Here is a 25,409-nt window from a genome sequence, read left to right as displayed (position 1 = left end):
AAGTATAGCGGAAGTTACACAAATTTTGTTTTTCCGTAATAGTAGGGTCACAGTATTTTCGCACATTGGGTTCAACACGACGAAACCGATCATTGATAGTGAAAACGGATGGAATCCACATATCCATCAGATGTGTTTTAGGTTAAAAAAACCGAAATGTTTAGAAAATCTGCTCTGTATTAAACTTTCCCAAAGCCTTCTTGCCATATTCCTTTGGCGTAACCCCAAACTCCTCCCTAAAACATTTAGAAAAATACGAGAGATTCGAGAAACCTACATCATACATCACCTCGGACACATTGCCCTCATTATTTTTCAGCAGCAGGGAAGCTTTTTTTATACGGTATTTTTTAATGATCTCATTGGCCGAAAATTGCGTCAAAGTTTTCAATTTCCGGGACAAATGCGCTGAGCTCATGCCCATTTCTGAGGCTAACACTTCCACATTAAATTCAGGATCGGAAATGTGAACTTCAACGATACTCATCACTTTTTTGACAAACTTCTCATCTACATTTTCCTTCCCGTCTTTCAATTCCGGTGTTACGATCAGATTCTGACGGACATAGGTGCTCAATTCTTCCTTACGTTGCAAAAGATTGCCGATCTGCGCATCAAGTAGTTCTATGTCAAACGGTTTGGTAATGTAAGCGTCGGCACCGATCCTGATTCCTTCGATTTTCTGGGAGGTCAAACTACGCGCAGTGAGCAGTATCACTGCCGTGCGGCTGGTTTTGGGATTGCTTTTGAGCATTTTACAGAATGTCAGACCATCCATAACGGGCATCATTACGTCTGAAATAATCACGTCCGGCAGGAACTGGGTGGCCTTCCGCAAACCTTCTTCCCCATCTCCCGCAACCACAAAACGATATTTATCTTGCAGCGTAAGGCGTATAAAATCAACCATATCCGGATTGTCTTCGACGATCATCACAAGTGGTTTTTCCGCATCTGAATGCACCGCTTCGTACAATTCTGTATTTTGAGATTTCCCCTCGAACATCGGATATGAATCCGGCTCAACGCGTTCCGCAGTCAGTTGCTCCGCGTTTCCTTTTGGAAGCAAAATAGTGAATTTACTGCCTTTTCCCGGCTCACTTTCGAGCTGTATTTCCCCGCCGTGCATTTTCACATATTCTAGCGTGAGCGCCAGCCCGATCCCCGACCCCATTTCCCGTTTTCTGGATTCAGCGGTCTGGTAAAAGCGTTCGAAAATGCGTTTTTGATCTTCTGCTGAAATGCCTACACCCGTGTCGGAAATGCCAATTTGTAATGCAAAATCAGCGGGATTTTCATCGTTTATAATCTGAACGTCAAAGGCAATGCAGCCGCCCTTTGGGGTGAACTTGAATGCATTTGAGAGGAGGTTCAACACGATTGTTTCGATCTTCTCCGCGTCGGCAAATAGCTCAAATTCGGGTGTGTTGCTGGTAAATGTATAATCGACCTCGTGCCTGGCTGCTTTGTCGGCAAAATGCGAGTAGAGCTCCCGCAGCAAGCCGATAATTTCGATTTTAGAGGTGTTCAAATACAATTTATCTTCCTGCATTTTCTTGAAATCCAGCACCTGGTTTACCACACGCAGTAAGCGGTGCGAATTCTTTTCGGCGAGGGAGATCAGCTTGAAATTATCAGCATCCAGCTTCCCATTTCGCATGATCTGGTGAATGGGCGGCAGTATAAGGCTGATCGGCGTGCGCAGCTCGTGGGAAATATTGGTGAAAAACTGCTCTTTGGTTTGCTCTATTTCTTCAGCATGCGCAATTTCCAACTTACTAATTTTCAGTTCGTTTTCCAATTTGATCCTGCCGGAATAGATTTTCAATGCAACATAAACGCCCGCTGCGATCAACATTACGTACAAAGCCAAAAACCCTTTGCTTAGCAGCAATGGCGGATTAATGGTGATTTCAGTTGTGCTTGTTTCTTTGCTCCAAATCCCGTTATTGTTGGTGCCTCTTACCTTAAAAGTGTAGGTTCCGGGCGAGAGGTTCGAGTATACGGCAAAGTTTTTATTGCCTGATGTCGTCGTCCAGTTTTTGTCGGCACCTTCCAGCTTGTAGGAATACGTGTTCATTTCCGGTTGCCAGAAATGCAATGATGCAAATTTCAATTCAAGCGAGCGCTGTCCATAATCGAGCTCTATTTTGGGCATATAGGAAATGTCCCGGTCCAGAATCACGCGGTCATCTACTTTTTCACCGATTTCCACTTTCTTGTTATTGAGCAACAAATCGGTCAGAACCACCCTGGGCTGATAGCCATTTGGGATCGCCTTTTCCGGTGAAAACGAGATATAACCATTGTCTCCGCCAAAAAACAGTTCACCGGAAGCTGATCTGCCCACACAACCCGCATAGAAACTTTTAATAGGAAGATTTTTATTGAGCGGGTAAAATTCTACTTTCCCGCTTACAGGCGTAAACTTTTCCAGGGCCGTATTGGTTGCAACCCAGATATTGCCCTTTTGATCTTCCGTGATGGTGGCCCTGGCCATGTTATGGTTCGGGATGGCGTGAAAAGATGCTTTGTTTGTGGAAGGGACATATTCAACCAGTCCATTCTCTGTGGCAGCCCAGATGCTTCCGCTTTGGGATTTGAAAAAGCTGCTCACCGTTTTGCGATCCGCTACTTGGGCAAAAGGAAGGATTTTTTTCTTAATACCTGTCTTCAAATTCAGGCCAAAAAGCTCGTCAAACTCTATTAGCCATAGCGATTCTTTATCTGATAGAAACTGATCAGTCTCAGCTTTTGACACCAGTTGAAAATGCAGATCCTTAACGTCTTTCAAACTTTTCGTCGATTTGAAAATGCCGCCTTCCCAGGTTCCGACCAGCAATGTCCCGTCAGGCGTTTCTACAAAATTGTTAATGTAATTGGAAGCCAAGCCATTATTTTGCCCGGCAGTAATCGTCTCCATGCTCTGCTTTGCATCATCCCAAACGTGAATGCCTGCAACAGTTCCGATCCAAATGCGTTCATCCCTGTCTTCATGCAAAACGGTCACATTATTGATCATCAGACGGCCTGGCCCGGGTGACTCAATGCTGAACTTTCGGCTCTGACCGGTCTCTGGATCAAAACGAATAACGCCGTGCAACGTGCCGATCCAGTAAATTCCCTTCTTGCTGACCAGAAAAGACTTCACCTGACTTCCAATCGTTTGCCCGCCAACCTGCTGCATCACATGATGGTATTGATACAGATTATCCATTTGGTTCACCTTACTGATCCCATTGGATGTTACAAACCAAACCACACCCGCCCGGTCTTCAAATATCTGCCAGATCACATTGTTGGCAATCGAGTAAGGCGATTGCGGATTGTGAAAATAGTGCTCAGTGGTGTTGTTGACGGGATTATAAATGTTTAAACCAAAATCGGTGCCCAGCCAGATTTTATTATCATCGCCCGTATAAATGGCCTTGACAACCTGATTACTCAGTTTCGTCTGATCGTTCAGGTTTTCACGCGCGCCGGAAAGCATATTGAAGCGGCAGAGGCCAGTTTCCGTGCCCACCCAGAGTAGCGAATCATTTCCTGCGACGGGCTTAATGTCGCAAATGAGGTTGTTCTGAACATTCGGAGCGCCTTTTCTTTTCAGATTGAATGCTTTAAATGTGCTTGTTTTGGGATCCAGTCTGTTAAGCTTGTCATAAGTGCCGATCCACAATATGCCCTTGTTGTCCTGAAATATCGTGCGGACGGTGTTATGGCTGAGGTTGGTGTTTTTTGTGGTTAACGTTGTGAACGTCCCATTATTCGGGTTGTATTTAATCAGCCCGGTCATAGTCCCGATCCAGAGGTTGCCGTCTGAACCTTTTGAAAAGCAACGTATGTTGGTATGCGTTCCGGTGGGAATGCGGGTGATTTTAAATGTGATCGTATTGATTTTGCTCAACCCATTCACTGTCCCAATCCAAAGATCGTCGCCATCTGCGTAAACATTCTGGACGCCGTTGCTTGGAATGGAGTTTGGTGTTCCGTCTTTTTTGAAAATCCTGAAATGATAGCCGTCGTACCGGGCCAGGCCATCCCCGGTGGCGATCCAGATGAAGTGATTGCGGTCCTGCGCAACCGCATTGATCAGGTTGGTGGGTAAGCCTTCGCTTACAGAAAGTGTACTGAAAAATTTCTCCTGCCCATGCGAGGAAAGGCACGCCAGCATTAAAAAGAAAATAATCCCCCACGTTCTGCTTATCCTACCGACCCGACACATTCTCTTTTGGCGTGAAAACTGACTTTTTGAACAAAAAATATAATAAATACCAGACAAATATCAGAAAATTATCGCTTTCCGTCAGATTATTTCTAATCGAATTTGGGCGGTGGATCTACCTTGCAACCATGAATTATAATGTAAAATATAAACTTAATCCATCAATTCCATGAAGAAAATATTACTGCTTTTGCAGATTTTCCTAATGACTTCCTGCACAGTGCTCCTGGCGCAGCAGACGGTCATCAAAGGAAAAGTGACTGACAACACGGGAGGCGGTTTACCCGGCGTAAATGTGGTTTTGAAAGGAAATACGAGCGGAACATCTACCGACCAGAATGGCGATTATTCGCTGGCCCTTCCCAACGGCGCGACCGGGGAGCAAACGCTTGTTTTTTCTTTTATAGGGTATATCAAACAGGAAATCGCCATCGCGAACCGGACTGTAATTGATGTAAAATTGCTGGTAGACACGCAAAACCTGGACGAAGTCGTCGTTGTCGGATATGGAACGACTGCCAAGAAAAACCTGACTACGGCCATCTCAAAAGTCGATCCTACCAAAATTCCAACATCGGCCAACAACAATGTATCCGAGCTGCTCTTCGGTCGTGCGGCGGGATTGCAGGTGACACAGCAAAGCTCGCAACCGGGCGGTAACATTTCGGTTTCGATTCGTGGAAAAGGAGATCCATTGCTGGTCATTGACGGCGTGGTGTATCCTGGAAATAGCATGGAGCCGGGCAATGGTTCCGTTGAAATGCAGGGCGTTAACCGCGGCGGACTGGCTGGCTTGAACCCAAACGACATTGAATCCATCGAGTTTTTGAAAGATGCGAGTGCGGCGATTTACGGTGTTTCGGCGGCCAACGGTGTCATGATCATTACCACTAAAAAAGGGAAAGCGGGCCGGATGAGTGTAAGCTACGATGGTAACCGTTCCTTTTCGAGGAATATGCCGTATCTGAAACCATTGAGTGCGTCGGATTATATGCTGTATTTCAATCAGTTGAGCAAAGACAAATACCAGGCAGACCGCAATATGGCGCCGTTTGGAAATGTGCCTGCGGATTTGAGTGGTTACACAGAGAAATTCACCGATGAGCAAATACGCAATGCGGGAGAAGGAACGGACTGGCTCGGACAGGTTTTGCGGCCGGGAAGCATTGATAACCACAATGTAAGCGTCAATGGCGGAACAGAAAAAGCGACTTACTTTTTTTCCGGCAACTATTTCAACCAGGTCGGATCCATGAAAAAGTCTGATCTGACGCGTTTCTCGGGCAGGCTGAATGTGAATTTTGTTTTAAGCAAGATATTCAGGCTGAATGTGAATGTGAATGCAAACCGTAATGCGTATTCCAATCCGCAGGCGGGCTGGCAAACGGGCGGCTCGGGAACGCAGGGCTTTAATGCTTTGCAGGCTGCATTGGCCTACCCTTCTTCTGTTCCGGTTTACAATGCAGACGGCACATACAGCCAGTTTGCCATCACCGGCAACCCGGTTTCACTACTCGATATCAAGGATAAAACCAAAGCGCAGGGCTTGCTGGCCAATACATCGCTTGACATTGACATTATTCCAAACACACTGACAGCCAAGCTCCTATATGGTAATAATAGTGAAAGTTCAATTCGTGATTTCTACATTCCCGTCACTGTTTTCTGGGGGCAACTTTACAAGGCTCGCGCTTCGCTGGCTGAAACACGCAGACAAAACCAAACGATGGAAGCAACCGTTTCTTACAAAAAATCATTTGGCGACTGGCTTAATCTGGACGTCGTGACGGGTGTAGGTCAATATCTGGAAGATTTTTCAGGGTTTAGTGTGGAAACGTCGGATATGCAGGATGCGATCAACACCGACAACCTGGCTTCTGCAACCGGGCCAAAAGTAATCGGTTCATACAGAGGTGTTAACAAGCTTCGCTCATTCTTTATCCGTAGCAATTTCGATTTTCTGGATCGTTACCTGCTTTCGCTAACCGTGCGCCGCGATGGTGCGGATAAGTTTTTCCCCGACAATAAATACCAGTATTTCCCATCTGTGTCGGCGGGCTGGAAGATTAATAATGAGGCATTTATGCAGGATATCCCCACGATCAGCACATTGAAGCTGCGCGCCAGCTATGGTATGACGGGCGAGCGCCCGGGCAGTGTTGCTTACGGTGCTTATGGCGCTGATCCTAATGCGGTTACATTCAACAATGGCTCGGCGGTTTACTTCCCATATCGCCTCACGGCATTTGATAATCCAAACCTGCGCTGGCCGATCACCAAGACATTTAATGCAGGTCTGGATTTTGGTTTGTTCAAAGAGCGCATAACCGGTTCTGTGGATGTTTTTACAGAAAACCGCACCCGTCTGCTAAGCAGTGCTACAACCCAGCAATTGTCCATCATTTCGACTTCTCCGATCAACGGCGGTCACCAGCGACGCAAAGGTTTTGAATTCAGCATTAATACAGAGAATTTGAAAACCAAGAATTTCAGCTGGAATACGACATTGAATGTCACGCATTTTACAAACCGCTGGGTAGAGCGCTTTCCGAATGATCCTCCGGCGCAGTATGGCCGTGTAAATGATCCGGTGGGCGGCGATATTATTTATGTATATCAAACAAACGGCATTTTGCAGGCTGGGCAGGAAGTGCCTGCATGGCAGCCTGCATCGGCACGTAAGCCTGGTAACCCCATTTTTGTCGATAACAACGGCGATGGAAAGCTGGATTTCAATGATGTAAAAAGCTACTCAGGCATTCCCAAAGCGATCGTCGGATTTGGCAACAACTTCACTTACGGCAAGTTTGACCTGAGCTTGTTTTTCTACGGACAATATGGTGCGTGGGGCAATGACTTCACCACGCTTTGGGGTGACCCGGTGAGCTTGTTGTCCAGCAACCAAAGCGGAACAGAGCGGATCAAAGATGCTTGGAGCACCTCCAATCCAAACGGAACGCTACCCGGCGCAGCCTATAATGAAGGGGCGATCGCATTGGACGCCGGACTCGATACAAGGCTTGTGAAAAGGGATTTTCTTCGTTGCCGGAACATTACATTGGGCTACACCATCAACTCAGGTGGTTTGACCAAATATGTGAAGAGCCTGCGGGTTTTCGCGGATGTACAGAACGCATTCATTCTGACTGGCTTTAAAGGCGTCGATCCCGAAATCCAGGCGAGCTCGATCAAAGGCGGACCAGCTCCCTATCCGATGGTGAGAACCGTATCACTGGGTCTGCGGGCTAATTTTTAACATTCGACATTCAAAATCATATGAAAAAGATCATCATTGCCGGCATACTGGCAGCCAGCTTAACCGTCACCAGCTGCGAGAAAAATTTTGACCCGGTGCTCACCGGCGTGCTCTCCCCTGCCAACTTCCCCAAAACGGAGGCTGACTTCAAACTTTACACATTGCAGGCTTACAAGCCCTTTGGCTCCAAATGGGGTTACAGCGATGTGGAATACCAAAACATGTTTTTTAGCCCGGAATACGGACATTTAGCCATGTTTGACCTGCCCACGGATCAGATGAATGTGTTTACGGAATGGGGTGGTTTCTGGGAATTTTTCAGTAAAGGAGATTTCACATTTCTCAGGACACAAGGCAAGCAAAGCCATTTTGAAAAAGTGCGTTATGTTACCCGGATGACGCAGGTGATTGCTGATATCGAAAAAGCAACCATCAGCGACGCCGCCAAAAACAAATTCATCGCCGAGGCCAGAATGGGACGCGCATGGACCATGTATTATTTGCTGCACATGTATGGCCCGGTTCCCGTGATTTTTGACGCGGCAAAGATCAACACCAATGCCGAAAGTGACCTGACCCGCCCGTCACGAGAAAATTATGTATCCATGATTGCTGCTGATCTTAATTTTGCAGCTGAAAATCTGGAACTAAGCCCTTCGGAATATGGCAGGTTTAACAAAGGATTGGCACTGGGCATGTTGACGCGGTTGTATCTCAATGAAAAAAACTGGGCGGAGGCCGAGAAAGCAGCGCGGGCAACGATTGCATTGGGCAAATACAGCCTGGTTTCCGACTATGCCGGTTTGTTCCGCGAATCGACGGAAGTGAATACTGAAACCATCTGGGCTGTGAACTGCGACCCGGTGGCGCCCACCAACGGCGAAGGCGGCGGCAATTTTAATGCAATGGCACTTTATTGTCTGCCAAATGACTTCAAAAGCATCAAACTCGGAGGCGGCTGGGCTAACCCAAGCGGCGTCTTCTGCCCTACCTGGGCATTTTACGACACTTTTGATCCGGCAGATAAACGCAGAAACCTGCTCATTCCCACCTACACCGACAAAGCCGGAAAAGTACGCAACCGCACCAACATGCGTGGACCTGTTTTGAGAAAATATCCTGACGAATCTTCACCGGGTGCTGACGTTCAGGGAAATGACATGCCCGTTTTGAGGTATGCCGATGTGTTGCTAATGCTGGCCGAGTCTATCAATCAGTTGTCCGGCCCGACGGCAGAGGCCATTGCTTTGGTGAATGAAGTAAGGACAAAACACGGCGGGGTTGCTGCTTTACCGGCGACAGCTACGGCTTCCAAAGCTGCATTTAATGATGCTATTCTTCGGGAAAGAGGCTTTGAGTTCTATTTTGAAGGCGTTCGCAAGATTGATCTGGTTCGTCATGGAAAATGGGCTTCCGCGCTGGAAGCAGCCGGAAAAGTGAACCACGGGCCGTCAGAACTGTTTCCTTTGCCGCAATATGTGATTAATGTGGGTGAAGGGAAGATTGAACAGACGAAAGGTTATTAGCTTTTAGCTTTTAGCAAACTAACAGCCAACAGCTAACGGCTAAAAGCTAACAGCCACTTTGCACAATTTCTTACATCTTAATTCTTTTCCAAATGAAGATTGCCCTTACCCTTTTGCTTCTCATCTTTTTTACCTGCCCAATCGCCTTTTCGCAAAAGTCCCGGGATGTGTATGTGGACAAAGACGGCGTCATGCGATGGGGCACGTCAAAAGAGGAAGTGAAAGGGTTTGGGGTAAATTACACGGTTCCTTTTGCATATGCTTACCGGGTGGCAAAACAACTCGGCGTTTCCCCTGAAAAAGCCATTGACGATGATGTATACCACTTTTCACGGCTGGGTTTTGATCTTTACCGCGTCCACGTCTGGGATACAGAGATCAGCGATACGCTGGGAAATCTGCTGGAAAATGAGCATTTGAAACTGCTGGATTATGCATTGAAAAAGATGAAAGACCGCGGCATCCGGTTTGTGCTCACGCCCATTGCTTACTGGGGAAATGGCTGGCCGGAAAAAGATGAAAAAACGCCAGGATTCTCGCGGAAATATGGCAAAGCAACCTGCCTGACCAATCCTGATGCCATTAAAGCGCAGCAAAATTACTTGTATCAGTTTTTAAACCACGTCAATCCTTATACCGGAGTTGCTTACAAGAACGAGCCCGATTTGATTGCCTTTGAGATCAGCAATGAGCCTCAGCACGGCGGGAAAGCCAGCGATGTAACTGCATTCATTAATGGCATGACGAGTTCCATGCGGAAGACCGGCTGTCAAAAGCCGGTCTTTTATAACATCAGCCACAGCATTCATTTGGCCCAGGGCTATTTCGATGCCGACATTCAGGGCGGAACATTTCAGTGGTATCCCACCGGATTGCAGGCCAAGCACGAGATTATGGGCAATTTGCTGCCAAATGTGGACGACTACAAAATCCCCTTCGCGGCCAATCCGAGGTTTAAACAAATGGCCAAGATCGTCTATGAATTCGATGCGGCCGATGTGGGCCGCTCTTACGTTTATCCCGCCATGGCGCGCAGTTTCCGCACGGCCGGCATGCAGCTAGCCACGCACTTTGCCTACGACCCAACTTTTTTTGCCTATGCCAATACGGAGTATGACACGCATTATATGAACCTGATTTACACGCCGCAGAAAGCATTGAGCCTGAAAATAGCGTCGGAAGTTTTTCACAATGTTCCGCTTTATAAAGATTTCGGCAGATTCCCGGCAGATACGTCTTTTGGCGATTTCAGGGTAAGCTATGGGCAGGATCTGGCGGAAATGGTTACGAAGGAAAAATTTATTTATAGCAACAATACAACCACGATTCCACCCAATGCAGCCGCATTGGCACATATCAGCGGGTCGGGCAACTCGGCGGTTGTAAAATACGAAGGAACGGGCGCGTACTTCCTGGATAAGCTCGAAAATGGCGTGTGGCGATTGGAAGTTTTACCTGATGCAATCTGGGTGCAAGATCCATTTGGCTACAATAGTCTGGACAAAGTCCTTGCCGTGATCAACTGGCGCGAGTGGCCCATGTCGGTCCAGTTGCCGGACCTGGGCACTGATTTTGAGATCAAACCCTTGAACCAGGGAAACACTGCTAAAAGTGTCCAGACCAAAAATCAGACATTTGACATTACGCCCGGCGCTTATACGCTCGTTAAAAAAGGGGCTTCGAGCAAGTTAAATGCAACCAGCAAATGGAAGAATATCACATTAAACGAATTCGTAGCACCAGCAACAACACTCACAAAAACCCACGTGCTTCACACGCCAGTTAAGGAGGTTTCCGCTGGTGAAAGCGTGCCAGTCAAAGTGCAGATTGTTTCTTTAAAAAAACCTGAAACGCCGCATATCAGAGTTTTTACGCAAGGCCAAAAACCAGTGGACTTAACGTTAGCACACGAGCGCGGCTATCATTACTCGGCAATTATACCACAAGAACTCTTGAAAGACAATGGCCTGAAATACAGCATCTTAATCAAAGAAAACGGAGTAGAAAACTTCTATCCTTCCGATCAGGAAAAGCCTTTCGAAACGCACATTCCGCCAAAATCTTCACCAATTACCATTTTCAACGCTGCGCTGGATCACGAGCAATTATTAAGACCGTATCTGAAAACATCACACTTGACACCCTTACCCGAAACGGGAACTTCTGAGCTAAGTATAAGCCCTGAAAAAGCAGAAGAATATGCAATGCGCTATAATTTTAAAAGCAATATAGCAGGCCGCACTTCGGATTTATCATCGAAAAACAAGTTGGTTTTTCAAGGCCACTCGCTCGATCAAAAACCTTGCACCATTCAGCTTGCACTTATCGGCAAGGATGGTTCCGTTTACGGCGCGACATTGGATGTGAAACCCGAAAACAGCACATATGCTGTGTCGCTGGACAATCTTAAAAAAGTAGATTTCATCAGTCTCCCACGCCCTTATCCGGGATTTTTACCCTACTCACTAGACACCACACCGAAGGCTGGAAAAGTAGATTTAATGAATGTGGAAACGTTACAGATTGCCATTATACCAACACAAACGACCGATCAGGATAAAAAACCACTCGCTGGCATCACGATTCAAAAAGTAACGCTGGAATGACAGAACCCGCCCGGTAACTTACATTTCGTTCTGCGTAAATTATCCGGAAACTTCCGGGGAGATTTACATAAATTGCCTTTTTAACCAAACACCCTTTCCAGATGACACATACTACCTCCAATCCCAAGATCCACGAAGGCCGCAATCTGAAAAGGTTTCGCGAAATGCTCGCGATCAAACAAGACGCCCTCGCATTCGAACTAGGCGAAGATTGGAACCAGCAAAAAGTCTCCCTGCTCGAACAGAGGGAAAAGATCGATTCCGATATTTTGGAGCAGGTGGCGGCGATTTTGAAAATCCCGGCCGAGGCGATTCGGAATTTTGATGAAAATCAAGCGATTAATATTATCACGAATACTTACCACGACTTCAAGGATAGCGCATTCGTCAATAATGGGAACACTCCCACATTCAACGTAAATCCGATTGAAGAGATCAGGAAGTTACATGATGAAAAAATGGAGCTTTATGAGCGGATGTTGAAGGAGAAGGATGAGATGATGGGGCGTTTGGAGCGGTTGATTGGGGGGCGGTGAGTTGTATCTGAAAAATCCATCTTTTGGTATTACTTTTGCCCTCACTATACACATACACCTGAAATAACTATGGAAAGATTTAGAACAGATAAAGCCCTTAACGCACTTATTCGCTTTGCCAATCTTGGTGGCGGCGGCTTGAACAAAATGAGAGCGCTAAAACTGATCTGGCTGTCTGATCGATATCATTTACGGCAATACGGCCGAACAATCACGGGAGACCAGTATTTCGCCATGAAAAATGGCCCCGTAGCTTCCTGCACATTTGATCTACTGAAAGGCTCGGGCATTTCCTTTGACATTGGGGAAATGCAAAACATTGCTGAGTATTTAACATCCAGCCAATATAACTACTCAGTTCACGGAGAGGCCGACATAGATGTTTTTTCTGAGACAGATATAGAAGTGATGGATCTGATTTGGGAAAAGTACAAACACTACGACCATTTCGCTCTATCAGAACTATCTCACAACTTTCCTGAATGGATTCGCTATAAAGCAAATTTCGAAATCGCTGAAAAGGGCAGGTATGAAATCGTCATGGATGATTTCTTTGTAAATGTTAGCGATAAGATTGGCTTGTTTAATGACAGTGAAGAATTCCTGAATGAATCCAGAGAAATTTTCCTAGAATTCTCTGCTTAATCGACCCGATGGAAGTTAGTTTTGAGACCTTTTATCAGGTACTTAAGGAAAAAAGTATCCTCTACTTTTCACTTAACTATCAGGGAAATCCGGATCCGCATTATTATGTATTGCTTGACAAAGGCACAGAAATCCTGTTGTTTTCGGTATGTACTTCCAAGCTTGACACGATATTGAATTATGTTAAAAGGCGCAACCTTGATTATGACACGATTGTCTTTATCCAGAATGAGCCGGATAAACCTTTTAGCAAAAATACTTACATCAATTGTAATAGTCCTGTTTCAATTCCCGTGGAGGATTTTAAAAAAATGTTTAACGAAGGAAAAATTAAATATAAGGATCAATTGGATGACGAGCATTTCGAGCTAATCATCAATGGAATTCTGAAAAGTAGACTGGTGGAGCGGAAGATTAAGAAGCTTTTTTTGTGACTAGAGGAGTTTTATATGTGCGCTCTTGATCAGGCAATATTTGGCTGGCAATTCGAAGTCTCTTTGATGAAGATTAGCTAGTATGAAATGGTATTGATGGTGGCTCATTATCCCACTCCCTCATGGTGACATATGGCCGTTCGCTGGATCCAAGAATGTTTGTTCCAATTCGGAATTCAGTATCGTGGGACTCGGTAAGTGATGAGATGATATTTTTCGAAATATCAGTGTACACCAAGCCAATTTTTGATGCTGCGAAAAATCGTTTAATCTCGTGAGACTCTCCGGATCCTAACGAAAAGAGTTTAATAAAGGGGGCTTCCCAATCGTTTGAGTTAGGCTTTTTGTAGGACATTTTTATGTTGATCGCGGCACCCTTACCAACATTTTGAATGGTCCAGGTCTTGTCAGCCGAACCTTCTTTTAAAATTAATAATGGCCTCTCACGAGCTAAGTCTTCTTTCGTTCCCTGTTTCCAGATGTAGAGCGTTATTATTGTTAAGATTAGTAGGTTTGCTAAGCTAACCCACACATTCATAAAATCTCCTAACATTCCTAATTCAGCTCTGTCAGTAGACAAATAGATGCCAAAAGTTTCTATGTAGTGATAAATGGGATATGCAAGCGTCACAGCAAATATGATCAGCAGCCATAAAATTAGTTTCATACATTCTAGTGTTAGGATAATGAACAACATTGACCGTGAAGGTAATTATAATATTCGTTGTGAAACGTTGTCCCGAATTCAGATTATTGCGAAACAAATACTAAATCTCTGACACTTAACACAAGTTTTACAAAGCCTAGAGTTAAGCTAATTTAGATCGCCGGTCAGTATCAATTCTCCTACAACCAGACTTTCATCGGAGCGTTTCAGCCACTGTCCCGCGTTCACAAAACACACCAAATCTGAATGCAGCTAGCTTCCAGCCAGTACCCGCAAATCCTCGCAGAACTAAAAGTTACCATCCGCCAAAGTCGACTAAAAGCATCTTTTTCGGCCAATGAAGAAATGCTAACGCCAATTTGCGACCGCATATCCAGACCGCGAATTTTTGCAAGCGGCACTTGCACAAATTACCTGGTACCATCATATCACACTTTTGACCAAAGTCAAAGAGCCAGAGGAAAGGCATTTTTACATTCAAGAAACCGCGACACAGGGATGGTCCAGGGACGTGATGGTCGCTCAGATTGAGACTGGATATTACCGTAGAAAAGGCTATGCACTCACCAATTTCAACAAAACGTTACCCGATCCAATGTCGGATTTGGCCAAATACATTACAAAAGATCCATATGTATTTGATTTTCTGACGCTGGCAGACGAACACAATGAAAAAGATCTCGAAGATGCATTAACTGATCATATCACCAAGTTTCTTTTAGAACTAGGTGCTGGATTTGCTTATGTGGGCCGACAATATCATTTGGAAGTTGGCGAACAAGACTTTTTTATTGATCTGCTGTTTTATCATGTGAAGTTGCATGCCTATGTCGTAAACGAATTGAAAAGAGGGAAGTTCATGCCGGAGTATGCCGGGAAATTGAATTTCTATCTGTCAGTGATTGATGATCAACTTAAATCAGAAATAGATCAGCCGAGCATTGGAATACTAATATGTCAATCGAAAGACAAAGTTGTGGCGGAATATGCATTGAAAGACATCAGTAAGCCAATTGGAATTTCTTCTTATAAATTGACTGAATCCATTCCGGAAAATTTGAAAGGAAAACTGCCGTCGATTGAGGAATTAGAAAAGGAGCTTGAAGTTTTAACGAGTCAGGATGTTGCAGACAATAATTAACATATTCGTTTTTATAACTTACCACACATTAACCCCAATCAACTCCACATCCAAAACCTCCTCAATCCGCGCAATTTTCGCGGCCGCGCGCCCTCTCCAACTTATTTAAAGGTAGCACTCCGCACGTCCGACATCCTTACATTAGTTGCGCTTCTCCTCTAAAATATCAGCTTAAATAATCAACGCAAACGCTACGCGTCCATTTAGCGGTAATGCGCATATTTGCCTCTTTTTTGGATGCCTTTAACCTTAAAAATCAACTTTCAACATTCATTATCTTATGAACAGAAACGCATTCATTGGCAGTATGGCTGTCATTACTTCACTTCCTGCCATTGTATTTGCGAAGGCGGCGGCATTAAGAGGAATGATCGAAAAAGTATTCAAAACGAAGGCGGGTGAAGGGCGTAAGCATGGGCACATTCAGTTGAAGGGCGTCAATGCGAATGTGTTGGATGTTAAGGTTTCGGGTAGTGATACCGATGGTGGTTTTGCGATTTTTGAGCAAACCTCACTCAGTCAGGGCCGCGGAACTCCGCTGCATGTGCACCCGGGCCAGGATGAAGTTTTTTATGTGCTCGAAGGCGCTTATGAATTCCTTGTCGATAAGGAAAGGTTTAGCCTTACGGCCGGCGAGAGTATCTTTTTGCCGCGGGCAGTCCCCCACGCCTGGACGCAGGCATCAGCCAAAGGCAAAATGCTGGTAACCTTGCAGCCGGCTGGAAAATTGGAAGAATTTTTCTTGCAAATGGCAGCGCTGACGCACGATCCATCGCCTCAGGAAATTGCCAAAATATTTGAACAGAACGGAATGAAGGTGGTAGGGCCACCCTTGAAACTGGATTAACAGTTGCAATCAATTTTTAAAGATTTCCTGCATGGTCGTAGTGAGGTATTGTTTGCAATTCATCCAGGTGTGCCCACCAGGTACGATATAACTTTTGACATGAATTTTCTTTTCCTCAAACATGGCAATGTTCTTTTTCACGCTTTCGTATAAGAAATCTTCTGTACCAACACTGATTGTGAACAACTTTAACTGGCTGTTGACTTTATTCGCATCAGGAGAATAATTCGAAAAGTTTTTCTGAAATTCTTCCGTAGCGGTATAGGGTGCGTATGAACATATGTACGCAAACTTGTCGGTGTTGGTTAAGCCAATATTAAGCGTTTGCCCACCTCCAACGGAAAACCCTGCAACGGCCCTGTGATGGCTGTCTGTAAGAACCGGGTAGTTCGATTCAACAAAAGGAATAATATCGTTGACTACATCTTTCGTAAAATCGGGCATCGGGGCAGGCCTGACATTACCATAAGGCATCACAATGATCATTGGAACTGCTTTCCCCTGCGAGATCAAATTATCCGCAATCAGATTAGCACGTCCTACTTTGGTCCAGGTTTCTTCTGTATCCGATCCTCCGTGAATTAAATAAAGTACCGGATACTTTTTTGTGCCGTTTGAGTTAAATCCGGGAGGTGTATAAACCAGCAATTGGCGGGTTGTTCCAAGTGTTTTTGATTTATAATAACGATAGCTGATTTTTCCATGCGGAACATTTTGTAAGGAGTGTTCCAATGTCGTTTTCCCAGGAATGTCGACGATACTGCGTTTAAAACGCTCGTTGGCAAAAATGTATTTGTTGTTTGGATCAGCTATTTGCACGCTATCGACTACAAAAGAATAGGGATAAATATCCGGCTCAACCGGTCCAACGGTAACGCTCCAGAGACCGGACGTATCCCTGGTCATCGCCTGTGGAGCAGTCAGGAACTCGCCGCTTACCATCACCTTTTTTGCAGTCTTGGAATAGTATTTAAATGTGACCCGGCTATCCGGATGTACGTCAGGCGAACTGATGAACGGTGGGCGTTGTGCAAAAGTGGTGATGGCGCCCAAAAAGGCGAAGACCATTGTAATAATGCTGTATTTCATCGCAGTTTGTTATTTAAAAAGCAGTTGAGCACTTTCAGTCAAATAGGTCCTTACATTGATCCAAGTATGCCCCCCTCCGGTTATCAGGCTTTTATAATGAATGTTTTTCGATGTGAGGTAATTCAAAAACGTAGCGACGTCATTGTACAGGAAATCTTCTGTCCCTACACTTACCCAAAGGAGTTTCAATTGCTTATTCGTGTTATCCGGATTGGAAACGATCGATGCATAGGTGCTTTCCAACTCTTTTGTGGGTAAGTTGGCACTATAAGCACAAATCCAGGAAAATTTGTCCATGTTCCAAAATGCAGTGCGTAAGGTTTGTCCGCCACCACGAGAAAAACCACCAATCGCACGATTGTCCCGGTTAGGAATCGTACGATATTGTTTATCGATATAGGGAATCAGATTCTTTGTCAGGTCCTGTTCAAACCGACGCATCCTGGCAATTGCGTCCGGACTGTCCCTTACCGGGTCTGCGGGCTTAGTGCCCCCTTGCTGTTCAGCTATCCTTGCTTCCATATTGCCATAAGGCATGACAACAATCATGGGCTTTGCTTTGCCTTCTGCAATCAGGTTATCGAGTATGAAGTTGGTACGGCCGACCTTGAAAAAAGTCTCTTCTGTATCTGTCGTCCCGCTTATCAAATAGAAAACCGGATATTTCTTAGACGCATCTTTGTCATAACCAGGAGGCGTGTAGACAACTACTGTACCGGTTGTGCCTTCCACAGATGAATAATATTCGTAATTCACAGAGCCATGCGGCACGTCGCGAACAGCATGTATCAATGGCGTAAAGCCAGGAACTTCAAACAGGCTTGATTTGAAACGTTCATTGGGAAAAAAATCTTCATTGGCCGGGTCCATTACACTTACACCATCTACTACAAAATTGTAAGAATAAATGTCAGGTCGTACCGGGCCAACAGTAACGCTCCATATGCCGATGCTATCCTTTACCATGGCCATGTTTGAAGCCCCCATAAGCCCACCAGCCAGCTTTACTTCTCGCGCTGACGGAGCCAGGTAGCGAAATGTAACTTTCTTATCAGCTAATACCTGAGGAGATACCACAAAAGGACCTCTGGGAGGCTGGGCCTTTCCCGCAAAGAAAAGGCAGAGCATCATCCAGGTAAACAATATTCGTGCAAGAGTTGTACGGCGCATTTTATGGAGATTATTTGAAAATTCTCTAAGTAAAAACTATAAAGCATGACGCCAGACATACATAACCGGCGAAAAACCTGCAATGCCAATTTTACATCGCCTCAATCTCCAACACCACGCTCGTTCTCCTCGCATTCACAACCGGATTAAAGCCAGCCGTCATCAGATATTCCCCTGAATAAACCTGATCTTGCTTAATCGCAGATTTCGTCCCAGGATAGAGATTCAACTCTCGTATTTTATAGTTTTTTGTTGCATCTAAATCTTCCAGGCGGATCGGTGTGTCGGAGCCGTCACCGTTTCTATTGCCGACTAAATAGGAGAATAGAATGGCTTTGGATTTGTTTTTCGCCGTGTACATCAGCGCGGCGTAATCATTCTTCTTAGGATCAACCAATCGGAAAAGATCGCCTTGGAAAATGACATCTTTCACCGCATTGTAATTGGCGACTGCCTGCTGGCTGAATTGCAGATCTTTTTCATTTAAATGACTGACCACAATGTCATAACCCAGCCGCCCCATCATCGCTACATCCGTACGGAACTTCAAAGGCTGTTTTCCCCAATCTGTTACGTGTGCGCTTTGCGCGATCGAGGGGAAAAAGTACGAATATTCCCATTGCATAAACACGCGTTCCAAAGGATCGGTGTTGTCGCTGGGCCAGAATTCTGTGAAATATTTCAGCGCTTCATAATCGACTCGGCCACCACCACCGGAGCAAAGCATCATGGGGACTTTCGGATATTTTGCTCGCAGCTTTTCCAAAACCTTGTACAATCCTTTTACGTAATCGACATAAAGCTTGCCCTGACTTTGCTTGCTTTTTTCGAGGTAAGCCGAGTAAGGGTTGAATGTGGTTGCGTTGCAGTCCCATTTAATATAAGCGATGTCTGGATTTTCAGTGAAAAGTTTATCCAGAATGCCATACACAAAGTCCTGAACTTCCGGGTTGGATAAATCCAGCGGAAGCTGGTTGCGCATATAATGTTCGGGGCGCTGCGGTTGTTTGATCACCCAGTCCGGATGTTTTTCATACAGCTCACTTTTCGGATTTACCATTTCCGGTTCAACCCAAATCCCGAATTTGATTCCCGTTTTCTGCGCTTCCTTCACCAGATAGCCAATTCCATTTGGCAATTTCTTTACATTTTCCTGCCAATCTCCTAAGCCCGCTCCGTCACTGTTTCTTGGATATTTATTAGCAAACCAACCGTCGTCCAACAAAAACAGATCAACGCCCAGCTTCTTGCCATCCTTAAAAAGCTCCGAAAGTTTGCTTTCGTTAAAATCAAAATAAGTGGCCTCCCAATTGTTCAGAAGCGTCATTCTGGTGCCTTCGCCATCGAGAATCCGATATTTACGGGCCCAGTTATGCAAGTTGCGGCTGGCTTCTCCTTTTCCGTTTTCAGAGAATGTGTAGATAAATGAAGGTGTTTTAAATTCCTGTTTTGAGGCGAGCGGATATTCTGAGGAATATGGATTTATACCCGCGATTAAGCGCAGATTATGATATGAATCAACTTCAAATTCCATTTTAAAATTGCCTGACCAGGCTAATGTTCCCAGTAAAACTTTCCCTTCCGTTTCTGTTGCCGGTTTATCAAAAGACAAGGAAAAAGTAGGTGGCTGGTAAAGATTGGCGCGTGTTCCCAGTTTGGAATCCAGCACCCGGATCCCGGCCGTCAATTGCTCTTCTTCCGGGTTCATTTCTTTGGCCCAGGTACCATTGTAATGGGTCAGGTAATAATCTTTTGCGATGAAATAAAGATTAGCGGAAGCGTATTTTTGAAGCGTTATGGGTTTCTTCTCATTGCTTTTAATCACACTCCATTGCTCCACCACATTTTCCTGAAAATAGGTTTTGTAAAAAAGTGTCACTTCCACTGCATAGACCGGATCTTTCAAAACAATGCTCGTTAGACTGACATTGTCATTTTCCTTTGCGGTGGTGTGGCTTACATAAACAAGATCCAATGATTTGTTTCCATCGCCATGCGTCAATTGCAGCGCCGGTTCGGAGACATTCCATGTTCCAGCGGGAGTATAAGCCGAGTTGTAAATCCCAGCGTTACCGTCGCGTTGCTGACTCTGCGATGGGATGAGTTTGTACTCTGCTGCCTGACTTAATTTCTTTCCGAAATAGGTTATTTCAAGATGATTGTCCTTGTCTGTTTGCAAGACCAGCACATTCTGTCTGGTTTCAATTGGGATGATGGTTGGCGCAGTCTGGGCAAAAGAGCTGGCTGCGGTTACCGCCAGAAAAACGCTGTTGAAAATATGCTTATACACAACTATGTTATTTGATATGGGCTGAATTATTCACCTGCGCCGAACCGAACTGCTTTTATTCTGATTGGAGCTCCGGTAAAGACAAAGTAAACATCTTTTACACCTGTTGATGCACCGGCAGCAATGTCAAAAATCATTTTATCACTGTATTCACCGGAAAATTTTCCCAAAAGAATGCCATCTGCACTGCCTGCATGTGCCTCGATCGTTCCCGAGGGAGGTGTCGGTGCATTCCGCCCGGACGCACGGATAATTTCAATTTGTTTAATGCCCGTCAGATCAGTCCCTTTAAGCCTGAAAGACCCACCGGGATTTTTGACAAATGCCATTGTACTGTCATTGTTGAAACTGATGTCTTTGACCTGATCAGCCAATGTTACCGGCACCACCGGATTGCGAAGGACAAGCGTTGCTTCCGACGATTGCGAGGAAGCTGTTTTGGTACCCCTATCGGCATATGCGGCGCGGAATATGAAGCTGCCTTCCGTATCGCCCTTGGGAACAACCGTTGTATAAGTGCCTTTCACAGGCAATGTTTTGGCCGGTTTCGGAGCATCCGATAAGCTCATAATGTAGCGGACGATTCCTTTCACATCGCTTTCCGCCATGGTCGGGTGCGCGGGCATGAATGCGTCTCCCCAAACGCCCGAGCCGCCATTTAATATTTTCTTGGACAAACCTGCTACCGCGGTTGGATCACCCTTGTATTTGGCAGATATAGCCGTAAAAGACGGACCTAGCACCTTTTCCTTAATGGCATGACAGGCTTTGCAATCGCCGTTATTGATCAGTGAAATCGCTGTTGCGTATTGCGCCAAAGCATCCACACTCATTTGCTTTTGCGCGATCCGGGTTAGATTAAAACCCTCTGAAAGATAGTTCGTACTGACAGAAACCTGAGAAGGCAATATTTTCTTATTTGCAAGACTGCCATCTTCCTTATCGCTTACACGCACTTCATAATCAATGCTTTTTCCTGGAAAATAGAAAGTGGAGTTTCCTTTAGTTATTTTAAATTCAACCACAGGAGGTTCATTACCAGCTTTAATTTCAACCGATTTAGTATTCTTTTCTCCGGCTTTATCTGTTACTGTCAGTGTTGCCTGATAAGTGCCTGGCGTGGTAAATGTAATGGACGGATTAGCCTCTTTCAGTGTCTTGAAAACGGCTTTGTTTTTGCTGACAACCCATTCGTATTGCAGGGCGTCGTCTTCATCAAAATCTTTGGTGCCTTCCGATGACAGCGTGACTTGCATGGGAAGTGCGCCTGCCGATTTGCTTGCTGATGCTTCCACCAATGGCTTTCTGTTTCCGCTGTTGTACTCGATCCGGATCAGTTCTGCCTCGGGGTTATCTTTGAAATAGCCATTTCCATATTCCAGCACATACAGGTCACCGTCAGGCCCGAATTTCATGTCGATCGGTCCCTTTAATTTCAAGTCAGGAAGAAAACGCCCCATGGATTTGTACTCGCCGTTTTCATCCATTTCCACTACATTGATCCAGCCCCGCACCCAGTCGGTGATAAACCACTTGCCTTCGTAATATTCAGGAAATAATCGTGATGCATTTTTGAAATCATCTTTCCTATAAACCGGGCCGCCTACTGCGCTGTTGCCGCCGCTTTCCATGAGCGGAAATTCCTGGCTTTGCGCTTTTGAGTACCAGATAAATGCAGGCTGTGCAGCCGGAAGCTCTTTTAAGCCGCTGCTGTTTGGAGAATTGTTAACCGGATGGGCAGCGTCAAAAGGTGCTCCGGAAACTTTGGTAGCGAAGTCATATTTCACGTAAGCCTTATTGTTGGCTACAAAATACGGCCATCCGTAAAATCCAGGTCCTTTGGCGCGGTTGAATTCGTCATAGGATTGCGGGCCGCGTTTTTCAAGGTCGTCGCGCGAACCATCCGGGCCTACTTCTCCCCAGTAAAGCCATCCCGTTTTCGAATCGATCGAAAGCCGCCACGGGTTTCTGTTGCCCATCGTGTAGATTTCAGGTTTGGTCTGCGGTGTTCCCACAGGAAAAAGGTTGCCTTTGGGAATGGTGTACGAGCCATCCGGTTCAGGATGGATACGCAAGATTTTTCCTCTCAAATCATTCGTATTCGGAGATGACTTCTGGGAGTCGCGGGGCGATTCTCCTGGCCTTTCATCCAGGGGCGCAAAACCGTCGGAAGCGCGGGAAAATGTATTATCACCCGTAGTCAGATACAGATTTTTATCTTTATCGAAAAGCATTCCCCCACCTACGTGACAGCATTCTTCACGCTGAACCGGCACTTCCATAACCACCTTTCGCGAGCTTTCCAGCAACTCCTTGCCATGCCACTCGTAGCGCACCAGCACGTTTTTTGCATCGTCGCCAGCCAGGGAATAGTAAATGTAAATCCAATGGTTTTTATAATAATCAGGATCCAGGATCACGCCCTGCATTCCATCTTCCCCTTCGGTGACTTCTCCCGCTTTATTTACATACTTTGTGCTGACGGCAAACTCAGCCACCATTTCCATAGTCTGCGACTTTGGATCATACACCTTCAACTTCCCTTTCCGCTCCGCATAAAGTACACGGCCGTCTTTCAGGATCTGAAACTGCATGGGCTCTTCAAGCCTTTGCGCAAGAACTACTTTGGTGAACCGGTTACTCTCGGGCTTTTTAGGTGTTTGCGCCAATGATGGGGAAATTGGCACAGAGGAGATGAACAACGAAAAAGCCACGAATAGAGGCTTTTTCAAACATTTTGTCAAGAAATCGTAAGTGTTAAACATTATTTAACCAGTTGGTAAGCTTTACTAAGAAATGGTTTATACATCGGCTCGTGCTTTGGCATGTTCAGGTAAAAAAGCACGATCATATTGTTCTCGGGATCGATAATGTAGTCTGTGCCGTACAATCCTCCCCACGCAAATGCGGTGTTGGAAACTTCTGGAACCGGCTTTTTTTCGGCATTGTATAACTCAAATCCGAGCCCAAATTGAAATCCTTTCCCGCCAGAATTCTCGGCAGGCAGGCGGTTAACCTTAGTCATTAGCTCAATTGTCTCCGGTTTGAGAATGCGTTTGCCATTGTATTCGCCTTTATTGAGCAGCATTTGACAAAATTTAGCATAATCGCCGATAGGTCCGTTTAATCCGATAGCCCCCTCCGCATAAGTTTGTACCGGACTGATTGTAGTCTCGCTATACTTGTTTGATTCGGCAACCAGCTTACCATCAATGTCGCTATAAGCCTTCACGAACCGGCTCATTTTCGAGGGCTCATAATACCAGTCTGTTTCAGTCATTCCCAATGGTTCCAAAACCGTTGATTTAACATATTCACGCAGACTTTTGCCAGAAATGAGCTCCACCATATACGCCAGCATATTGGTGCTGATGTGGTAACTCCACTCGCTGCCGGGATCAAAGCCAAGCGGATATTTGGCAAGCGCGATCATTTCGTCTTTGAGATATTTCGACGTGCCAGCTCCACCTGTCCGCTGTCCCGGGCCAGCCGCTGGCGCAGCTCCTGAGGTTACAGCGGCATTTTTCTTCTCCATTTCAGCGCGACGCGCCTTTCCTACCAGCCCGGCGCTGATTCCCGACGAATGCGACATCAGGTGTGCGAATGTCATCGGCGTTTTCACCGGCATTGTCTCAAATGTTCCATCCGCTTTGATGGCTGTCGCCACTTGATCGGAAATCTCGGGGAAATATTTAGAAACCGGATCATCAACCGAAACCAAACCCTTTTCTACCAAAGTCATAAAAGCTACGGTTGTCACCGCTTTGGTTTGAGAAAACAAGATATAATAATCATCCACAGCGGCCGGAACCTTGTTTTCAACATCTTTATAGCCGAATGCTTTGTTGTAAACGACATTCCCGCCTTTGGCAACAAAACCTACAATGCTGCTGGCTTTCTTTTGATCAATAAAACTTTGCAGCAGCGAGTCAATGCGTTTTGTTTTGTCCTCGCTTGTGCCGGTCGCTTTGAGATCAGTTTTGTAATCTAATACTTGTGGCGCAGGGGACTTTTGCTGCGCTATTGTGCTGTTGAATGCAGCTAAAAGCGCAATGCTTAAATAGATTTTTTTCATAATGATTAAAGGGTTAGGAATAGCAAAGCTTACTTCTCACCAACGAATTTTAGTGAATCAGCCGATTCCACCGGCAGGCCGGAATAGGCGATCAAACTAACTTTTCCCTTCATGGCTGCTTTGGGAATTTTCACAACCAGCTGTCCAGGGGCTTTGCTGACGAACGTGGTCACAGGCTCTGTCAAACCGGTAAAGAGCACGCCCATTGTCAAATCCAGATTGGTGCCCGTAATGGTCAGATTTTTCTCACGTTCGGCAACCGCCGGCGCGAAGCTTTTTATTGCTGGCAATGTGATGACCAGCTCCGTTTCGGATTCAATAGAAAGTGGTTCGGTGCCGCCGGCTGAAAAAATGACTGGGCCAGTTTGCGCGCCGAAAGGCACTGTTACGACCAGTTCCGTCATGGTTTGGCTTACAAATTCTGTTATCATCGTATCCTGTGCAAATGTTACCCCCTTTACCCAGTTCAGATATTTTCCTGAAATCGTGATCTTATCACCAGGTTTGGCCTGTGTTGGGATTTTGGTAATCTCTACGGGCACTTCCAGGCTGAGTATAGTTTTGGAAACAATGTCCCCTGCGGTGGTTTTCAGGGTTACAAGCCCTTCGGAAGTTTCGTTCGGCACGGTCATTACAATGCGGTCAGGTGTTTGTTTTACAAATGCAGACGCCGGAACGCTGGCGCCTGTCAGTTCAATGGAAGTTACTTTATCCAGATTCTTACCAATAAAGCTGATCGTATCACCCAGGGTCACGCCTGAAGGCCCGAAACTGAGCAATTGCACTTCGCTGCTTGTCGCCACTTCATCTTCGTTGCAGGCTATTAGTAGTCCTGCAAGCATTAGAAAAACCGCTGCGGTAAGAAACCGCAGATCATACATTTTTTTCATCCTGAATGTCTTTGA

16 protein-coding genes and 1 pseudogene are annotated in these 25,409 nt (G+C 45.6%); 9 read left to right on the top strand and 8 right to left on the bottom strand.

The window, feature by feature from the left end; genetic code table 11:
- Nucleotides 1–160: 160 nt before the first annotated feature.
- Nucleotides 161–4,171, bottom strand: coding sequence for a hybrid sensor histidine kinase/response regulator transcription factor (locus tag L0659_RS13315; protein WP_235126572.1), 4,011 nt, complete (start codon nucleotides 4,169–4,171; stop codon nucleotides 161–163).
- 220 nt (nucleotides 4,172–4,391) lie between these two features.
- Here L0659_RS13315 and L0659_RS13310 point away from each other — a divergent pair, with 220 nt between their 5' ends.
- The 6 genes from L0659_RS13310 to L0659_RS13285 all read left to right on the top strand — a co-directional run bounded on the left by L0659_RS13310 (nucleotide 4,392) and on the right by L0659_RS13285 (nucleotide 13,225).
- Nucleotides 4,392–7,478 carry a SusC/RagA family TonB-linked outer membrane protein gene (locus L0659_RS13310; RefSeq protein ID WP_235126571.1) on the top strand — a complete coding sequence of 1,029 codons (3,087 nt, stop codon included), beginning with the start codon at nucleotides 4,392–4,394 and terminating at the stop codon, nucleotides 7,476–7,478.
- 20 nt (nucleotides 7,479–7,498) lie between these two features.
- On the top strand, nucleotides 7,499–9,004 hold the full coding sequence (locus L0659_RS13305) for a RagB/SusD family nutrient uptake outer membrane protein (RefSeq protein WP_235126570.1): 1,506 nt from the start codon (nucleotides 7,499–7,501) through the stop codon (nucleotides 9,002–9,004).
- A 92-nt stretch (nucleotides 9,005–9,096) separates the two neighbouring features.
- The gene (locus L0659_RS13300; protein WP_235126569.1) at nucleotides 9,097–11,610 is read left to right on the top strand and encodes a membrane or secreted protein; all 2,514 of its coding nucleotides are present in this window, start codon (nucleotides 9,097–9,099) and stop codon (nucleotides 11,608–11,610) included.
- A gap of 101 nt (nucleotides 11,611–11,711) precedes the next feature.
- Nucleotides 11,712–12,146 (top strand): helix-turn-helix transcriptional regulator, encoded by a 435-nt coding sequence (locus L0659_RS13295; RefSeq protein WP_235126568.1) that lies wholly within the window; start codon nucleotides 11,712–11,714, stop codon nucleotides 12,144–12,146.
- A gap of 69 nt (nucleotides 12,147–12,215) precedes the next feature.
- Nucleotides 12,216–12,791 carry a Panacea domain-containing protein gene (locus L0659_RS13290; RefSeq protein ID WP_235126567.1) on the top strand — a complete coding sequence of 192 codons (576 nt, stop codon included), beginning with the start codon at nucleotides 12,216–12,218 and terminating at the stop codon, nucleotides 12,789–12,791.
- Nucleotides 12,792–12,799: 8 nt separating this feature from the next.
- Nucleotides 12,800–13,225 (top strand): hypothetical protein, encoded by a 426-nt coding sequence (locus L0659_RS13285; protein WP_235126566.1) that lies wholly within the window; start codon nucleotides 12,800–12,802, stop codon nucleotides 13,223–13,225.
- A 73-nt stretch (nucleotides 13,226–13,298) separates the two neighbouring features.
- Here the strand turns inward: L0659_RS13285 and L0659_RS13280 are convergent, their stop codons facing one another.
- Nucleotides 13,299–13,892 (bottom strand): hypothetical protein, encoded by a 594-nt coding sequence (locus L0659_RS13280; protein ID WP_235126565.1) that lies wholly within the window; start codon nucleotides 13,890–13,892, stop codon nucleotides 13,299–13,301.
- A gap of 364 nt (nucleotides 13,893–14,256) precedes the next feature.
- On the opposite strand from L0659_RS13280, the pseudogene L0659_RS26545 reads away from it, so the two are divergent.
- The 3 genes and pseudogenes from L0659_RS26545 to L0659_RS13270 all read left to right on the top strand — a co-directional run.
- Nucleotides 14,257–14,430, top strand: a pseudogene (locus L0659_RS26545) (DUF1016 N-terminal domain-containing protein); the annotation flags it as partial.
- Complete coding sequence (locus L0659_RS13275; RefSeq protein WP_409019078.1) at nucleotides 14,407–15,033, top strand: YhcG family protein; 627 nt, start codon at nucleotides 14,407–14,409, stop codon at nucleotides 15,031–15,033. The pseudogene L0659_RS26545 and the gene L0659_RS13275, both read left to right, overlap by 24 nt.
- 280 nt (nucleotides 15,034–15,313) lie before the next feature.
- Nucleotides 15,314–15,880: a cupin domain-containing protein gene (locus L0659_RS13270; protein ID WP_235126563.1), complete on the top strand. Its 567-nt coding sequence runs from the start codon at nucleotides 15,314–15,316 to the stop codon at nucleotides 15,878–15,880.
- 9 nt (nucleotides 15,881–15,889) lie between these two features.
- Here L0659_RS13270 and L0659_RS13265 read toward each other — a convergent pair whose 3' ends face one another.
- From L0659_RS13265 to L0659_RS13240, 6 genes are all read right to left on the bottom strand, one after another.
- A complete protein-coding gene (locus tag L0659_RS13265; protein WP_235126562.1) occupies nucleotides 15,890–16,969 on the bottom strand; it encodes an esterase family protein in 1,080 nt (359 codons plus the stop codon).
- A gap of 9 nt (nucleotides 16,970–16,978) precedes the next feature.
- Nucleotides 16,979–18,139 (bottom strand): alpha/beta hydrolase-fold protein, encoded by a 1,161-nt coding sequence (locus L0659_RS13260; RefSeq protein ID WP_409019027.1) that lies wholly within the window; start codon nucleotides 18,137–18,139, stop codon nucleotides 16,979–16,981.
- Nucleotides 18,140–18,230: 91 nt separating this feature from the next.
- Nucleotides 18,231–20,429 carry an alpha-galactosidase gene (locus L0659_RS13255; RefSeq protein WP_235126561.1) on the bottom strand — a complete coding sequence of 733 codons (2,199 nt, stop codon included), beginning with the start codon at nucleotides 20,427–20,429 and terminating at the stop codon, nucleotides 18,231–18,233.
- Between the two features lie 26 nt (nucleotides 20,430–20,455).
- On the bottom strand, nucleotides 20,456–23,161 hold the full coding sequence (locus L0659_RS13250) for a PQQ-dependent sugar dehydrogenase (protein WP_235126560.1): 2,706 nt from the start codon (nucleotides 23,159–23,161) through the stop codon (nucleotides 20,456–20,458).
- Nucleotides 23,162–23,193: 32 nt separating this feature from the next.
- Nucleotides 23,194–24,504 (bottom strand): serine hydrolase, encoded by a 1,311-nt coding sequence (locus tag L0659_RS13245; RefSeq protein ID WP_235126559.1) that lies wholly within the window; start codon nucleotides 24,502–24,504, stop codon nucleotides 23,194–23,196.
- 29 nt (nucleotides 24,505–24,533) lie between these two features.
- Nucleotides 24,534–25,394, bottom strand: a complete 861-nt coding sequence (locus tag L0659_RS13240; RefSeq protein WP_235126557.1) for a hypothetical protein — start codon at nucleotides 25,392–25,394, stop codon at nucleotides 24,534–24,536.
- Between the last annotated feature and the right edge of the window lie 15 nt (nucleotides 25,395–25,409).

It is taken from the genome of Dyadobacter sp. CY347, from assembly GCF_021502655.1.
Lineage (GTDB): Bacteria > Bacteroidota > Bacteroidia > Cytophagales > Spirosomataceae > Dyadobacter.
This window is presented reverse-complemented; position numbering and strand designations above follow the sequence as displayed.

Coding starts and splice junctions, on each gene's coding strand:
- L0659_RS13315 (WP_235126572.1), bottom strand. CDS start 4,171: ATGCTGGCGTGCCTTTCCTCGCATGGGCAGGAGAAATTTTTCAGTACA.
- L0659_RS13310 (WP_235126571.1), top strand. CDS start 4,392: ATGAAGAAAATATTACTGCTTTTGCAGATTTTCCTAATGACTTCCTGC.
- L0659_RS13305 (WP_235126570.1), top strand. CDS start 7,499: ATGAAAAAGATCATCATTGCCGGCATACTGGCAGCCAGCTTAACCGTC.
- L0659_RS13300 (WP_235126569.1), top strand. CDS start 9,097: ATGAAGATTGCCCTTACCCTTTTGCTTCTCATCTTTTTTACCTGCCCA.
- L0659_RS13295 (WP_235126568.1), top strand. CDS start 11,712: ATGACACATACTACCTCCAATCCCAAGATCCACGAAGGCCGCAATCTG.
- L0659_RS13290 (WP_235126567.1), top strand. CDS start 12,216: ATGGAAAGATTTAGAACAGATAAAGCCCTTAACGCACTTATTCGCTTT.
- L0659_RS13285 (WP_235126566.1), top strand. CDS start 12,800: ATGGAAGTTAGTTTTGAGACCTTTTATCAGGTACTTAAGGAAAAAAGT.
- L0659_RS13280 (WP_235126565.1), bottom strand. CDS start 13,892: ATGAAACTAATTTTATGGCTGCTGATCATATTTGCTGTGACGCTTGCA.
- L0659_RS13275 (WP_409019078.1), top strand. CDS start 14,407: ATGGTCGCTCAGATTGAGACTGGATATTACCGTAGAAAAGGCTATGCA.
- L0659_RS13270 (WP_235126563.1), top strand. CDS start 15,314: ATGAACAGAAACGCATTCATTGGCAGTATGGCTGTCATTACTTCACTT.
- L0659_RS13265 (WP_235126562.1), bottom strand. CDS start 16,969: ATGAAATACAGCATTATTACAATGGTCTTCGCCTTTTTGGGCGCCATC.
- L0659_RS13260 (WP_409019027.1), bottom strand. CDS start 18,139: ATGCGCCGTACAACTCTTGCACGAATATTGTTTACCTGGATGATGCTC.
- L0659_RS13245 (WP_235126559.1), bottom strand. CDS start 24,504: ATGAAAAAAATCTATTTAAGCATTGCGCTTTTAGCTGCATTCAACAGC.
- L0659_RS13240 (WP_235126557.1), bottom strand. CDS start 25,394: ATGAAAAAAATGTATGATCTGCGGTTTCTTACCGCAGCGGTTTTTCTA.